Here is a 16,233-nt window from a genome sequence, read left to right as displayed (position 1 = left end):
CAATATAAAAGTGCGATTTACAGGAAAAGAAAAAGGTGGTCACTTCACAGTGCCACCTTTTTTTAATTTCGCTATCAATACACTAGATAATATTACTGTGACTGTTTAGCGCCTTTGTTTTTCACATACTTTTCAAGCCACTGGTCTTGTTCCCAAAGGGTGTGCAATACACTTTCTTTCGCTCGGTATCCATGGCTTTCTTTTGGCAGCATAACTAATCGCGTCACTGCGCCTAAGCCTTTCAGAGCGTTAAAATAACGTTCACTTTGCATAGGATAGGTTCCCGAATTGTTGTCTGCTTCGCCATGTATTAGTAAAAGTGGCGTCTTCATTTTCTCAGCATGCATAAATGGCGACATGGTGTAATACACGTCTGGCGCATCCCAGTAATGGCGTTCTTCCGACTGAAAGCCAAATGGGGTCAGTGTACGATTGTAGGCACCAGAACGGGCAATTCCCGCAGCAAATAAATCCGAATGAGACAACAGGTTTGCCACCATGAAGGCACCATAGCTATGCCCGCCTACCGCGACACGTTCTGGGTCAATAAGGCCTTTTTCGTCAAGTGCATCAATTGCTGCCTTTGCGTTGGCAACAAGCTGAGGTCTAAAGGTGTCGTTAGGCTCTTCGTCTCCCTCCCCTACAATTGGAAAAGAAGCATCGTCTAGCACCACATAGCCTTTGGTTACCCAATATATAGGCGAGCCGTACCATGGATAAATAAAACGATTAGGGTTTTGTGTATTTTGACCTGCGCTCGATTTATCCTTAAATTCTTCTGGGTAAGCCCATAGGATCATGGGGTAGCGTTTGCCTTCTTCGTAGTTTGTTGGCAAATATAAGGTGCCTGTTAAATCTAAACCGTCATTACGCTTATACGTAATCACTTCTTTCTTAACGTTTTGAATACTTTCGAAAGGATTTTCGAAGTGGGTTAACTGAGTCAGCGTGTTATCTTTTAAGCTACGGAAATAGTAGTTCGGGTAATCCCGCTTAGACTCAATTCTTACCAACAAGCGGTCGTTTTTCATATTGAAATTGCGCAAGTCTTCAAATTTATCAGTGTACTCACTTGAATACACCCGCGATGTTTCTAGGGTTTTAAGGTTTATTTTGTCTAAGAACGGGAACTGCCCTTCAGGTGTAAAACCATCTCCAAGCAAAAACGCATGCTCTTCATCTAGTGCAAGCACATCTTTGAAAAATTCATTTTTGCGGGTAACAAAGCTGCCTGGGTCGCTGTATTTATCTTGATAGCTTCGATTTGAAATAATCTTTGCAGATTTACTTTGATCAGGGCTAAACAGATAAGTTTTTAGGTTGCGGGTATTCCACCAATAATCCATCGCTACCGCAGTACTGTCGTCGCTCCAAATAAAGCGATAAAACCTGTCCTCTGTTTTAAGGATTTGCTCAGCTTCGCCACTAAATGGCGCTTTAAGTTGCATTAGCTTGTCACGGTGCGTCACCTCTGTCTCAGGGTCTCCCCCGTCAAGCGCTTCAGCGTATACAATTGTATTTGGTTTATCGTTGCGCCACTGTACATCGCGAGGCCCAGTACGAACAGCCATGAAGCCTTGTGGTAAGTCTTCGATAAGCGGAACGTCGACAAGTGTTTTAGCTAGCGTTCCATTTTTATTATACAAGCTAATAGTGTGAGGAAAGCGGCGGTAGGTCACTAAATAAGAAAACGGGGTGTTGTACTCTTGCACCATCACGTAATCGCCGGCAGGAGAAACGCTAATATCGCCATACATTCCTGACGCTAACCAAGGTGAAGGCTCCCCTTTTAGTGGCACGTTATAAATTTCAGAACGGGCTAATTGCTCAAAATTAAACTTATCATTCTTATTTTTCAGCAAGTCTTGATATGTGCGGTTTTGTGCTTTTTTACCGTCGCTTACTGAAATCGTTGGGCCCGTTGGCACCGCTACGCTGGTGTCGATTAAGCCTTTTCTATCTTTGGGTACCACTTTTACCAAAAGTGAAAGGCTATCTGCATTCCAGTTTAAGGTATCGCCCATATTTGCATTTATGGGTTTATCAAAAAGTTTTCTCGCCGCCGCCGCCTCGATATCAAGCACCCAAAGCTCTACATCTTTATTTGTGGTGTGAGTAAATGCCATATAGTGCTGATTCGGTGACCAAGAAAAGTTGGTGAGGCGTGGTGTTTCAGGCATGCCTTTAACAGCAATGCTATCCTTATTCCCTACCCGCTGAACCTCTAACTTATTGTAAAAAGTGACACGACTTCCTATGTTGGTGACAGGGTCAATTCTAAGGCCTGCTAAGCGAAGCTCTTTTTTCGATAAGTCTTCTATCGACTTATAGTTATCGCGAAACAACAGCACCATATTCTTTTGTGCATCATCTACGAAGGTCGCTGGCGCAAGCGTAACATCTACTAAATCTAGAATTTCTTTAGACGGTTTTTGATACTGAAGGCCATCCTGCGCAAATAGCTGACAGGAACATGCAGTAAATAGGACAAACATCCATTTTCTAAGCATTCTATTTCCTTAAAAAGGTTTTTATAAGAGTAAAAACAAAAAAGCGAGGCATTGCCACTGTTGAAAAACATCTGGCTCAAGCCTCGCTTCAATTGATTTATAAGCGCATACTTTAAAAACTATACACTTTTTGTATTTATACCGGCGTCGTTTTTACTGCAGTACCGCTAATGCTCACCATTAGCATGCTGCCTTTATCACCTATTACTTGATAGTCTAGGTCTATACCAACCACAGCGTTGGCGCCCATGCTTCTTGCTTCATGTTCTAGTTCGGTAAACGCTAGTTTTCGCGCAGTAGTAAGTTCTTCTTCATAAGACCCCGAACGACCGCCCACGATATCCCGAATAGACGCGAAAAGATCTTTAAACACATTTGCGCCCATTACGGCCTCGCCTACAACAATACCGTAATAGGCTTCAATTTGGTGACCTTCCAAGGTTGGGGTAGTCGAAACAATCATGCGAAACTCCTTTTAATGTTAACTGTTAATTTATCGCTATTCGGGCATACCCGCCTAGCTGTTATTCTTAAGCCATTGCGCAATGGTTTCAACAAGCGCCTGCGCTTCACTGGTGTCATAGGCCACTGTAGGCTGATTACCCCATACAGGTTTTGGCCAAGCACTGTCGTTTTCAAAACGCGCGACGTGATGGACATGAAGCTGTCTTACCACGTTACCCAATGCGGCTACATTTAGTTTTAATGGTGAAAATATGGCTTGCATCGCTTTTGAAGCCAGCGCAGATTCTCTTAGTAAGACCACCTGCTCATCTTCTGATAAGTCGATAATTTCCGCGATATCATTTTTCATCGGCACCAGTATGAGCCACGGAAATTGACTGTCGTTCATTAACAGTACACGACACAGCGAGAGATCACAGACAAAAAATGTATCATTGTGTAAACGGCTATCGAGTTTAAACATCTAGCTTATCCAGTGTGGTAGGCACCACAGTTAATAAGGCACGTTGTCCAATGGCAACCTTTGCGTTAGGAAAAACAATGGCTTCACCGTCTTGCTCTGCTATGTACTCTTTGCCTAGTTCAGACGCCAGCACTGTGCCCTTAGGGTAGTCAGTGAAATTTGGCGTATCGTCATCGAAATGAAGTGTAAACGCTTCTTCTTGGCGGTTTATTACTTGGTTCACGCGATAGATATCAAGGTCTTCCATATTTACCGAAGGTGAAAAGTCCTGTTCCGTTATAAGCTGCAAGAGTGCGTTTTTAGCATCTGCAAACCGGCTCATATCGTTTTGCCCAAACGGGCGTACTTTTCCAAGTTCAACGGTAAACGCATGGGCGTTATATTGATAAGAAGAAAAATAGCTAAACGTGGTGGTTGAACTTTCAGAAAGTAGAATGGTTTTTACCCCGCACGCCGCGAGGAAGGCAAGCTGCCCTTTGCTGTGAACTCTGTCGTGAAGATAGGGATATACCGCAAACTTTTCATTTTTAGAAGCGCGAATTGCCGTATGTAGATCGTAGTGATGACGGGTACCCTCAGCCGCTTCAAAGAAAAACGCCACCGCTTCTTCCAGCTGCTTAGCACGCACCCGCTCAGCGTTCACTAAACCTTCACCTGTTGAGTGTGCCCCGCTGAACAACCGATTCATGTTCTCCTCAACAAAACGCTCAGCAATATCCATGGCTGGCAAATTGCCGAATAGAAACAGCACATCGTGTGCTAGCGTAATTTCCCCTGTAAGGATGCCCTTTACCAAGTCATCACAGATTTCAATAGGCGCGGTTTCATTACCGTGGACGCCACAAGACAATACAATACGTTTGTTTGGGGAGGAGGTAGGCTGTACGGAAAAACTAATGATGCCAGGCGCAGTAATGCTGACATCAGTGCCATTGGCTAGTGTAAATTGCTGAGCACGTTCGAATAACTCAGGTTGACGGCGAGAAAGTGTTAAAAATTGGCCGCTTTCGATAAGTTCTTGCATAAATGTGAGCTTTGTTGACTTTGTCTAATCTCGGATAGCTTAAGTGTACCGAGACCGTCTATCAAAATCACCTAATCGCAAGGTTTTATTGCGCTAAGATGTAACTAATAAATAACGCTTTCGCGCACTTGTTGCGATATTCTGCAGGGTCAGGCCGCTCTGTAATAATGAGGGTATATTAGTATTTAACCTAGTTCGGTGAGCAAAATTGGAGAGACTAGAAGCCAAAATGAAATAAAGTGCAGAGCTACTGAGGTTAATTGCGATTGACTCGTATTGGTAGTAGTCAAGCCTGTGCCCTTCTTGGCGAACTTCCAATAATGATTTCTTGCTGAGTAAGTTGAACAAATTCAGTGAAAGGTACGGCTCGAGAAAACAAATACCCCTGACCTTGGGAAACCCCTACTTCTCGAAGTATGTGAAGTTGTTCAACGGTTTCAATGCCCTCAGCGACGACACTACACCCCTTTGCGTGACCTATTACTTTCGCAGCCTCTATAATCGCTCTATTGACCGGGTGCGCTTCTAACTCCATCACAAAAGATTTATCTATTTTAAGTGCATCAAGATCGAGGTCGCGAATATAAGCGAGGTTAGAATATCCTTTGCCGAAGTCATCTACTGATATAGCCACACCGAGACTTCTCAATTCATCTAGTTGCTTTTTCACCATCAGTGAATTAGACAGCGCTACATCTTCTGTGAGCTCTAATTCAATGAGGGACAGCGGCAAACCATAAGTGTGACTTAACATTGTCAGCGTAGGTATCAACTGATTGTCATAGAGCTGGGTAGGTGAAATATTTACCGAAAGAACAATGGGCATTTTTAACCCATCTAGTTCAGCAAGGGCCTTAAATGCTTGCTCTAACGTCCAGTACCCCAGTTCATTCATCATATTGTATGACTCTGCGGCTTCAATTAATGGCCCGGGAAACAATACACCGTCAAGAGGATGGTTCCAACGTAACAAACACTCACCACCCACCACTTCAAGGGTATTCAGATCAACTTTGGGCTGGTAATAAAGCTCAAGTTCATTTTGAGCTAGCGCGCGTTTTAGGTCAGCTTTTAACGCTAAGCTTCTTCCAGTATTAGATTTGTCTGATTTAGTTAACGCGAAGTAGTTTTCGTATTTATTCTCTTTGGCCTGCTTTAATGCAGATTCGGCCCGAGATACAAACGCGGTAATCTCAAACCCGCCGTCTTCGCCGCATACTACGCCAACATTAAAGTCAGCAATAAATGCTGTGCCATCATAATGCATAGGCGTTTTGAAATGTTCTACAAGGCGCTCGAACATTTGCCGCATTACGGTTTCTTTATTTTCGTTGGGAAAAACGATTCCAAACACATCGCCGCTGATTCGCCCAATAAGCACATGTTGCCCAAAAAGGTGTTGAATACGGTTGGCTATCTCTAGCAGGAAACGGTCGCCGACGTGAATACCTAAACTCGTTGTTACATCTGAAAAACGCACAACATCAACCAGCATCAAAGAAATAGATGTGCTTTGAGACGCTTGTTTTAAAACGCTATCGATAAACGCATAGCGATTGGGGATGGTTGCCAGTGATGTGTGTTGGCTCATGATGTTTTCCTTGAGCTTTACGCTTCTAGGTACTAAAAACAACTACTTATATAAAACCATGCCACTACGAAAGGCGCAACGACACTCGCGTATTATTTTACATACCTTCTTATACTTAACTACAACTGTTCATGCTTGTTGTTTTAATCGTTGCTAGTTAATTGTCATTATTAAAAGAGCAAGCCGAACGAAAAAAGCGCTACATTGTTGTACCCGACTATGAATTCGGTTGTCAATATAGACGCTTTTTAAAAAGTGATAAAAAAACCCGGCTAGTCTAACACTGCCGGGTTCTTTCTATATGCTTCTGCGATTAGCTTTCAATCTTACACGGTGAAAAGCTTCCAAACACGCTCTACGTAGTCACGAATTGAGCGGTCTGAAGTGAACTTACCCATCTTCGCTGTGTTGATAATAGCCATTTCCGCCCAGCGCTCTTTGTCGCGATACGCAGCATCAACGGCTATTTGCGCGTCAGAATAGGCGCGGAAATCCGCTAGTACCATGTAAGGGTCGCCGTTATCTAGCAGGCTTTGCTTGATAGATACCAGAGCACCTGGTTTACCCGGCGTGAAATAATCAGTTTCTAACCAATCCAGCACCGCTTTAATCTCAGGGTCTTTGTAGTAGTAATCATGCGGATTGTAGCCGCTAGCTTTAAGCTCATTCACTTCTTCTACAGTAAGACCAAAGATAAAGATGTTGTCATCACCTACTTCTTCAGCAATTTCAACGTTTGCCCCGTCAAGTGTGCCAATAGTAACCGCACCATTTAGCGCAAGTTTCATATTACCTGTACCTGATGCCTCTTTACCTGCCGTACTGATTTGCTCAGACACGTCTGCCGCAGGGATCATTTTCTCCGCTAGCGATACGCGGTAGTTTGGTAAGAATGCCACTTTGATCTTATTATTTACTCGCGGGTCGTTATTGATCTTGTCAGCAACTTTATTAATCGCGTAAATAATGTCTTTTGCAAGCTTGTAGCCTGGTGCCGCTTTTGCACCGAATACAAATACACGTGGGTGCATATCGTAATCAGGATTCTCAAGAATACGACGGTACAAGGCCATAATATTTAATAGTGCTAAATGTTGACGCTTATATTCGTGCAAACGCTTAATCTGCACGTCAAAAATAGCATTAACGTCTACTTCTATATCCAGTGACTTGCGGATCTCTTCTGCTAACAACTCTTTGTTCTCAAGCTTCACTTTCATGAATTGCTTCTGGAACGTTTTGTTGCTTGCGAATTTTGCTAAGCCCTGCAGCTTATCTAAGTCGCGCGGCCAGTCATCACCAATTTTCTTATCAATCAGTTTAGACAGTCCTGGGTTACACGCTTTCAACCAGCGACGCGGCGTAATACCGTTGGTCACGTTAGTCAGCTTACCCGGGTACAGGTCGTCAAATTCAGGGAAAAGCGATGACTTAACAAGACGAGAGTGCATTTCTGCCACGCCGTTAACCGCAAACGAGCCAATCACTGAAAGATGACCCATTCGCACCATTTTCTCGTTACCCTCTTCAATGATTGAAAGCTTAGCTTTCATGGCATTGTCGCCAGGCCATTTCTTATCAACCTCTGCCATAAAGCGATGGTTGATTTCGTAAATGATTTCCAAGTGACGAGGAAGAATTTTCTCAATCATACGTGCAGGCCACTTTTCGAGTGCTTCTGGCAGCAAGGTATGGTTGGTGTAGGCGAATACTTTCGTACAGATGCCCCAAGCTTCGTCCCAACCTAACTCTGCGCGATCCACAAGAATACGCATTAGCTCTGGTATTGAAATAGCTGGGTGAGTATCGTTTAGCTGGATAACAACCTGGTCTGCGAAACGGCTCCAATCGTCACCGTGGGCGCGCTTGTAACGACGAATAATATCTTTAAGCGAGCATGAGCAGAAGAAATATTGCTGAATAAGGCGTAGCTCTTTACCCGCTTCGGTTTCATCGTTTGGATAAAGCACTTTTGAAATGGTTTCTGCCTGCACGTTTTCACGCTGTGCATCAACGTAACCACCCGCATTAAATACGTCCCAATTGAAGTAATCAGACGCTTCTGACTGCCACAAACGCAATACGTTTACTGTTTTACCTTCATAGCCTACAACCGGAATATCCCATGGTACACCTTTTACGATTGAGCCAGGGTGCCACTCTTTAAGCACACGACCATTTTCGCCGTACTTTGTTTCTACGTAACCATAAAGAGAGACTTCTTGTATAGATTCTGGGCGGCAAATTTCCCACGGGTTGCCATAATCACGCCAGCTATCTGGGCGCTCGATTTGTGCACCGCTCTTAATTTCCTGACGGAATAAACCGTGTTCGTAGTGAATACCATACCCAATGGCAGGCAACTCCATGGTCGCTAGCGAGTCAATAAAACACGCTGCAAGTCGACCAAGACCGCCGTTGCCAAGTGCCATGTCTGGCTCTTCTTCCAGAATATCTGAAATTTCAACGCCTAGCTCTTTTAATGCGCCGCCAGCAACATCGAACAGGCCAAAGTTTTGCAGGTTATTTGAAAGTAAACGACCCATAAGGAATTCGGCCGAAAAGTAATGAACGGCGCGGGTGTCATTCAAATAGTGACTCTTTTGCGTCTTGCGCAATCCTTCAAGCACTTGCTCTTGAATTGCCGCACAAGTTGCTTTCCACCATGCGTGGTTGTTGGCTTTGTTTTCGTCGGTGCCTAGCGTGCAGTGTAAGTGTTTGATGACCGCTGCTTTGAATGCAGCTTTATCGATCACAGGAGAGGTTTGCGTCTTGGTCGCTTTTGCGTTCATTTTGCGTCTCACTCTTAAATAGAAGCGGTGTTTTCACACCGAAAACGTAATTTAATTACAGAATAACTTCAGAATATGACAGCAATATAGCAGCGCTTAAACGATTATGTTGTAATAATTTTGTTAAAATAACAAAAAAGCGCATGAATTCGTATGCATTCACGCGCTTTTTAACACCTTGTTTACAACTCAACGTTAAAGCTGTTTTGTTTTTGTACTTATTTGATGATTTTACCTACCAAGGCTTCAGCTTCGCCAATTAATTCTTGTAAGTGGCTTTCACCGTTGAAGCTCTCTGCGTAGATTTTGTAGATCTGCTCGGTGCCCGATGGGCGAGCTGCAAACCAGCCGTTTTCTGTTGATACTTTAACACCACCAATGGCTGCATTATTGCCCGGAGCGTGAGTTTGCACAGAAGTTATAGGCTCACCTGCTAACGTATCGCTAGTGACTACCGATGCATCCATCGCAGAAAGTTTCTGCTTTTGCTCCAGGGTTGCTGCTACGTCAACACGGCTATATACCGGTGCTGCAAATTTTTCCGTTAGCGCTTTGTAGTGCTCGCCCGGGTCTTTGCCTGTAACGGCTAGAATTTCTGCTGCCAACAAGCAAAGAATAAAGCCGTCTTTATCTGTAGCCCAAGTGCTTCCATTGCGCTCAAGAAAAATACCACCCGCACTTTCTTCACCAGCGAAACCAATAGTGCTGTTAGATAGACCACCTACAAACCATTTGAAGCCAACAGGCATTTCAGCCAGCGGCTTACCTAGGCTATTCGCTACGCGGTCAATCATGCTGCTAGAAACAAGTGTCTTGCCAATATTTAAGTCACTTGGCCATTCTGGACGGTGGGTATAAAGGTAATTAATCGCCACGGCCAAATAGTGATTAGGGTTCATCAGCCCTGCACTTTTGCACACGATACCATGACGGTCGAAATCTGGGTCGTTGCCCCATGCTAAATCGAAGTTGCCTTTTAGCTCGATTAACCCTGCCATAGCGTAAGCAGATGAACAATCCATGCGAAGCTTTCCGTCTTTGTCGCGGCGCATAAAACCAAACTGAGGGTCAACAGCATCATTAACCACTGTGATGTCTAACCCAAATTTTTCAGAAATACGCGACCAATATCCTACCCCGGCGCCACCCAATGGGTCTGTGCCTAATTTTAGCTTCGCTTTTGCAATCGCTTCCATGTCGATGACTTTGGCTAAGTCTTCGATATAAGGTTCCATAAAGTCTTCTTCACGAACCAGTTTACGCTCGGTGGCTTGGCGAATATCAATACGCTTAACATCTTTGTTGCCATCAGCAATTAACATGTTCGCGCGCTCTTGGATTTGCTTGGTTACGTCGCTATCGGCAGGGCCTCCATGAGGGGGGTTGTATTTAAAGCCACCGTCTGAAGGAGGGTTATGAGAAGGCGTGATAACAATACCGTCTGCCTTGTCCTTATTATCATCACGATTATAACGAATGATAGTGCGGGAAATAACAGGCGTTGGCGTGTAGCCCATGCTCTCGTTATCTGAACGTTGCACCACAACATCTACGCCGTTGGCACATAAAACTTCTATGGCAGTGATCATGGCCGGTTCAGATAACGCGTGGGTATCTTTTCCAACATATAACGGGCCGTAGATACCTTCCTGCTTGCGGTATTCTACCAAAGCTTGGCAAATTGCACTGATGTGAGTGTCAGTAAAAGTAGCGTTTGACGCCGTACCTCGGTGGCCAGAAGTACCGAAGGACACCGCCTGGCCCGGGTCATTCATATCCGGTTTATAGCTGTAATACTGGCTCACTAACTGGGGTACATTAATGAGTTGCTCTTTTGCTGCATGCTCTCCAGCCTGCGGATGTAATGCCATGAAAAAAGTCCTTATTTAGAAGTTTCGTTATTCTGCTGTTGCTCTTGCTATTTACCTTCTGAAGAGAAACGCGCTACAACAGTTTCAATTACATCAGGTTGATAACCTAGGTTACGCAAAACTTGTTCCAGCATGTTCGTTTTCTTAGCAGTGTTGTTATTTGTCACTACCCAGAACGGACTATCTGGGATAGCTTTCGGATTAGTGCTGCTGCCGTTTTCAAGCAACGCTTCCTTACTTGTCGCAAAGTAAGTACGGTTTTTACCCTTGATACTTTCAACGCGCGCAAAGTTTCCTGCATTAAGCTTGTGCGCTGCACTTAAAACAAACAAGAATTGATCAACCCGTTTGGTAAAAGTGCTTAATGCATCTTTTGACACGGCATCCAAAATATCTCGTTTAGTGTGGGCATCACTTGAAAGTGATGCTTCAGTAGCTGCCGCTGGCTTTTTTGCTACTTTGTTGTTTGCGGGCTTTTTCGCTGCAGCAGTTTTTGCTGGCGCTTTCTTAGCCGCAACTCTATTTACCGAGGCTTTATTCGCCGTAGGCCTTACCGAAGCGCTAGCCGCTTTTATAGCAGGTTTCGCTGACGTTGTTTTAGGTTCTGCTTCTACCGCCGAACTAGGTTTACTTGTCGACTCTGTAAGGTCTGCACTTTTTGTTTCGCTTGTTTTTGCAGGCGTCGATGATGCTTCACTAGGCTCTGAGCCCTGCGATGCCGCCCCGTCTTCAGGTAAAAGTAAACGTCTTAAAATTTGCGATGCACTCTCACCAATATGCTTAGTCTGGCTGGCGATGAAGGCATATAAATCGTCATCTATTTCAATGCTTTTCATAACTACTTCCTTTTTAAGAGGCACCATTATAGACAACACAGTTAAACTACGCAGCACTTAATAGCAGATGTTTTGAGGATTCGTGAATATAAAACGTTGAACAAACCTATTGCATACCAAGGTATAAATTTACAGAGGTATAAGAATAGAAAGCGATACCCTATAGTTGCTACTATGATTAAAACTACCGTTGTTAGAATGACAGAGTATTTTTAAATAAAAGTGACAATAATATGCGCCAAGAAATTATTCGTATTCAGCAAGCTCTTAGTCAGAAGATTATTGGTAAAGAGCATCAGTTGAAACTCGCAATTACGTGCTTACTGGCCAATGGTCACTTGCTAATTGAAGACTTACCGGGGATGGGTAAAACCACGCTTTCACACGCCCTCTCGCAAGTTTTTGGTCTTCAATATGCGCGTATTCAATTTACGTCAGACTTACTTCCTTCCGACATGTTGGGCGTAAACATTTTTCACAGCCACGAAAGCGATGAGCAAAAACGCTTCATCTTTAGACACGGTCCTATTTTCAGCCAAGTTGTACTTGCCGACGAATTGAACCGAGCAAGCCCCAAAACTCAAAGTGCCCTATTAGAGGCAATGGAAGAGCGCCAGGTGAGTATTGATGGTGTAACCCACGCACTTCCTTCACCTTTCTTTGTGATTGCTACGCAAAACCCTAGCTATCAATCTGGTACTTACCCTTTACCCGAGTCGCAACTAGACCGTTTCTTTATGCGTATATCACTTGGCTACCCAGCTTGGGAAGCGGAAAAAGCTATGCTTATGCAGCAAGACGCATCAGCGCCTCTCAGCCAAATCCTAAGTGAAGCAAACTTACACCAGATGCAAAGTGAAGTGTCTGCTATTCATACGAGCGATGCCATTCTCCATTATATATTGCGACTGGTTAGCGAAAGCCGAGAGAGCGGCGACTACCCTAACCCGCTTTCACCGAGAGCCAGCCGAGCGATACTTCAAGGTGCAAAGGCATGGGCGTACGTTTGTGGTAGAGAGTACGTGACGCCCGAAGATGTGCAGGCTGTATTTGTGGCAATTACCGCACACCGGTTAAGTTTGTCTTCCCACCAAGGTGGTCAGGGGCAACATAACCAAACTTTTGATGGCGAGAAATTAAGCCAAAAATTACTTGATAGTATCGACCCATTGGCAGCTTAGTATTAATGGGTAGCTGGAGTATTATACGTGCGTAAAGTGCCTATTTCCTTGTCAAATTACTTTAAACGCCGACTGCTGAAGTGGCTTGATAAGCGGGTTCCGGCTTCTCAAGAACATCATCTAAGCTTGAAAAGCATTTTTATACTACCGAGTGGGTTTGGCTGGTCGTTCATTATTTTGTCTCTGTGCTTGTTTTTGCTTGGGACCAACTATCAAAACAACCTGATGTTACTGCTTAGCTATTTGTGCTTGAGCATTATGCTGCTGACGCTATTTTACACTCACCAGAACTTTGCCCGTTTAGCACTTAAAGCCATTCCACCCGACTCGTTTCACTGTAATTTAGACGGTCAAATTCAACTACAAGTCATCCCCCACAAGAGCACACCGACGAAAGCCTGTAACGGCATATTATCGGTAGAATGGCTTAATGTAGTGCGCGCAGCAGATATGCACACTCAAAAAACAACTGACGGCGAAACATCAGCATTTTTAGAGCGAAGCTTTAGCTTTACCTTAAATAAAGATTTAGTTTCAAACAAAGAACAAAAACAAAGCCTCAGGGTGCCTTTGCAAATACCAAAGCGGGGGCAGTTTACTTTGGGGCGAATGACCATCGCTTGTGACTTTCCTCTTGGGCTTTATAAATGCTGGACTCACCTTGATTTTGATCAGCAAGTTATTGTGTATGCCAAGTCTGAGGAAGGCCCTATCACTATCGATAAGGTTGCCAGTACCGATGAATCAGAAAGTGTGAGTGAATTGAGCGACCCAAACAGTAACGAAGACTTTTACGCATTGAAGGATTACGAAATTGGACAGCCACTTAACCGGGTATCCTGGAAGCATGTGGCTAAAAATGATAACTGGGTTTCTAAGTCTTTTACTTCCCTGCAAAGCGATAGCTATATACTCTCGATTCCGCGGGATACAGATTTAGAAACTGCCGTTTCAGCACTTACTTATTCCATAATATATTGGACACGAGCAAACCGCGAATTCGGGATACAGTACAGAGGGGTGAATATTACGCCTAACCATGGAACAAAACACATGCATGAGTCCCTTAGCGCACTTGCGTGTTTAGCGCCTGTGAGTAGTGCATACCACAATACTTCGTCGACCAACTCAACCATAAACAGGCCCGTTTCTTTAGCTTCCAAGCAAAAGAAGAAGATAAGGCCTTTAAGATGAACATCCTTACTTCTAGCCAGTTTTCACAATTAGCAGTTTTAAAAAACGTATTTAGCCAACCCCAGCCTGTGGCTGTTCTTCTACTTTGCGCAGCCTTTTCCCTAATACTCTCTACGCTTACCTCACCTTTAATGATTTGGGTATTGATGCTTAGCGGGTGTGCTGTGGTGGTGAGAATCGCAGGCCTTAGCACACTGCATAGCTTACCTACTTCACGTACGGTGAATTTGCTTGCTTTACTTGCAGTATTTGCTTTGTCTTGGTTTGGGTTCTCAGTAGGCCTTCTTGATAGCATGATCAATTTGTTGACTATTGCGTGCGCCCTAAAAATCATGCTCGTTGAAAAAAAGCGAGATTTTCATCTACTAATATGTACCTGCTTATTCTTAATCGGCTGCGGGTTTATTTCGTCACTGAGTGTATTTGCATGGATAGGCTATACGGGAATATTAGCGTTATTGCTCGTCGCAACGGCCATTTATCACAGTGCTGGTGTTTCTATAGCGAAAAGCTTTAAATTCGTCAGTGTACTTATTGTTCAAGCTTTTCCCATTGCGCTACTTTTATTTCTGCTGTTGCCTCAACTCCCGCCCCTTTGGCAAATGCCCACATCAAAATCCACGGAAACCGGGCTTTCCGATACAGTAACACCTGGGGATATAGCGTCACTTGCTAGCTCATCTGAACTCGCTTTTAGTGCAACCTTCAATAGTGAAGAGGAGGTTCCCGATGCGCCTTTTAGATACTGGCGTGCAATGACACTTGAGCATTTTGATGGAAAAACCTGGTCTATCAGTGATAAACGTAAACAGGCCGAGCAACAGTTAGCTTCCATGGGAAGGTCAACGCCTCTATCGAATCTAGCAGTAAAAGAGTTACCCCTAGTAACTGACTATGAATTAATTGTAGAGCCGACTCAACAAAGGTGGTTATTCGCGCTAGAACCTTCATCGCCTAATAACCTTAAGAACAGTATTACTGTCAGCACGCTATTTGATTATACCTTGCGTTCCGACACGCCCATATCCAGCAAAAAAGCCTTTTATTTACGCTACTTCCCAGACGCTCCAATCATTAACGGAATAGGAAGCTTTGAAGCGCAACTAAATTTACAAGTTTCAAAAAATGGCAACCCCGAAGCGAGGGCTTGGGGACAGGCACTAGCTAATCAATACAGTAATGCGCAAGAGCTAGTCAATGCGATAATGCGCGAATTCAGTCAAAGTGGATTCCGCTATACCCTTTCCCCAAACGCCATGCCTGTTGACCCTATAGACAGCTTTTTATTTTCGCAACGGGCTGGTTTTTGTGCTCACTATGCTGGCGCTATGGTCTACGTACTTCGCGCAGCTGGCGTGCCGGCTAGAATGGTGACTGGCTACCAAGGTGGCAGCGAACTCAGTGATAAGGTCCTACAAATAAGACAGTACGATGCCCACGCATGGGTAGAAGCCTTAATAAACGGCAAATGGATACGTTTCGACCCCACCAGTATGGTTGCGCCTTCTCGGTTATCTTTTGGCCTAGAACACGCATTAGAAGAATTAGGAGAATCACGCGAAACAACCATACTAAGTGAATTTGGTAATTCTGCATTATTTGCAACCTTGCAAGGCTGGTTTCAGCAACTTGACTATTCGTGGAGCAAATGGGTGCTAGGCTTTGATAATGCAGCCCAGACCAACATGCTCGAGGAACTATTAGGCGCGCTGACTCCGCAAAAAATGCGCGCTGTATTTTTATCGGCTCTTGGGCTGATGGGCCTCATATTGGCGCTATACTTTTTACCCAAAAAACAAACGAGCCACTTGTCGCCTTCTTATCGCATATTACTAAAAGCGATAAAACTTGTTGAAACAGAGACAGGAGTACAAAGGGATAATAAAACCTTATCAGCCTATATAAAGCAAACCAGCGCTTTTTTGCCACCACATGCAGCCAGGTCATTTAAGCAACTTTGCGAGCTATTTGAACATGAGCATTATGCAAAAACTACCTCAAGCGCTAATAAACATGGAGCCATGAAGCTTCAATTAAAAACACTCAAACAGTCACTGAAATAAGATTTTAAAAAGAGAAGTTAGTGTGCCAGTGTAAAAGACAGCGACATTGCACCGTAAACATTCACGCTCCCACCTTTTTAGTGCAAACGGCTGAACTTTTAAAGAAACCATTTTTAACGCCCAACTAAAAAATACAGCTCAATATATTGTTTTAAATAGAGTTTTTTAACACTATCACTCAGTTTTCATCTGTTGGCACTTTTTTGGCTACTCTTTTGATGTTTTAAAACCATAGATAGTAAA

10 protein-coding genes and 1 pseudogene are annotated in these 16,233 nt (G+C 44.0%); 3 read left to right on the top strand and 8 right to left on the bottom strand.

All coding sequences use genetic code 11. From position 1 onward, the window contains the following. Positions 1 to 92: 92 nt before the first annotated feature. The 8 genes and pseudogenes from ACYX4M_RS14190 to seqA all read right to left on the bottom strand — a co-directional run bounded on the left by ACYX4M_RS14190 (position 93) and on the right by seqA (position 11,552). Positions 93 to 2,510, bottom strand: a complete 2,418-nt coding sequence (locus ACYX4M_RS14190; RefSeq protein WP_476080582.1) for an alpha/beta hydrolase family protein — start codon at positions 2,508 to 2,510, stop codon at positions 93 to 95. 136 nt (positions 2,511 to 2,646) lie between these two features. After that, a complete protein-coding gene (locus ACYX4M_RS14185) occupies positions 2,647 to 2,973 on the bottom strand; it encodes a heavy metal-binding domain-containing protein (protein ID WP_476080581.1) in 327 nt (108 codons plus the stop codon). 54 nt (positions 2,974 to 3,027) lie between these two features. Then, entirely contained in the window at positions 3,028 to 3,438 is a 411-nt protein-coding gene (locus ACYX4M_RS14180) for an HIT domain-containing protein (RefSeq protein ID WP_476080580.1), read from the bottom strand. Beyond that, positions 3,431 to 4,462: a succinylglutamate desuccinylase gene (astE, locus tag ACYX4M_RS14175; RefSeq protein ID WP_476080579.1), complete on the bottom strand. Its 1,032-nt coding sequence runs from the start codon at positions 4,460 to 4,462 to the stop codon at positions 3,431 to 3,433. Before astE ends, ACYX4M_RS14180 begins: the two co-directional genes overlap by 8 nt. Before the next feature lie 286 nt (positions 4,463 to 4,748). Then, on the bottom strand, positions 4,749 to 6,053 hold the full coding sequence (locus ACYX4M_RS14170) for a putative bifunctional diguanylate cyclase/phosphodiesterase (RefSeq protein ID WP_476080578.1): 1,305 nt from the start codon (positions 6,051 to 6,053) through the stop codon (positions 4,749 to 4,751). Positions 6,054 to 6,366: 313 nt separating this feature from the next. Continuing rightward, positions 6,367 to 8,845, bottom strand: a pseudogene (locus ACYX4M_RS14165) (glycogen/starch/alpha-glucan phosphorylase). Between the two features lie 218 nt (positions 8,846 to 9,063). After that, positions 9,064 to 10,716 carry a phosphoglucomutase (alpha-D-glucose-1,6-bisphosphate-dependent) gene (gene pgm / locus ACYX4M_RS14160; protein WP_476080577.1) on the bottom strand — a complete coding sequence of 551 codons (1,653 nt, stop codon included), beginning with the start codon at positions 10,714 to 10,716 and terminating at the stop codon, positions 9,064 to 9,066. 47 nt (positions 10,717 to 10,763) lie between these two features. Beyond that, positions 10,764 to 11,552, bottom strand: a complete 789-nt coding sequence (gene seqA / locus ACYX4M_RS14155; RefSeq protein WP_476080576.1) for a replication initiation negative regulator SeqA — start codon at positions 11,550 to 11,552, stop codon at positions 10,764 to 10,766. Positions 11,553 to 11,785: 233 nt separating this feature from the next. On the opposite strand from seqA, the gene ACYX4M_RS14150 reads away from it, so the two are divergent. Genes ACYX4M_RS14150 through ACYX4M_RS14140 form a run of 3 tightly spaced genes read left to right on the top strand, consistent with a single transcriptional unit; the run spans position 11,786 to position 15,990 of the window. Next, positions 11,786 to 12,733 carry an AAA family ATPase gene (locus tag ACYX4M_RS14150; RefSeq protein WP_476080575.1) on the top strand — a complete coding sequence of 316 codons (948 nt, stop codon included), beginning with the start codon at positions 11,786 to 11,788 and terminating at the stop codon, positions 12,731 to 12,733. A 27-nt stretch (positions 12,734 to 12,760) separates the two neighbouring features. Then, a complete protein-coding gene (locus ACYX4M_RS14145) occupies positions 12,761 to 13,927 on the top strand; it encodes a DUF58 domain-containing protein (protein WP_476080574.1) in 1,167 nt (388 codons plus the stop codon). After that, positions 13,924 to 15,990, top strand: a complete 2,067-nt coding sequence (locus tag ACYX4M_RS14140) for a transglutaminase TgpA family protein (RefSeq protein WP_476080573.1) — start codon at positions 13,924 to 13,926, stop codon at positions 15,988 to 15,990. Before ACYX4M_RS14145 ends, ACYX4M_RS14140 begins: the two co-directional genes overlap by 4 nt. Positions 15,991 to 16,233: the final 243 nt, after the last annotated feature.

This window comes from Alteromonas sp. ABV4_150 (assembly GCF_056311745.1).
The sequence above is the reverse complement of the archived record's forward strand: the minus strand, read 5'-3'. Positions and strand labels throughout refer to the sequence as shown.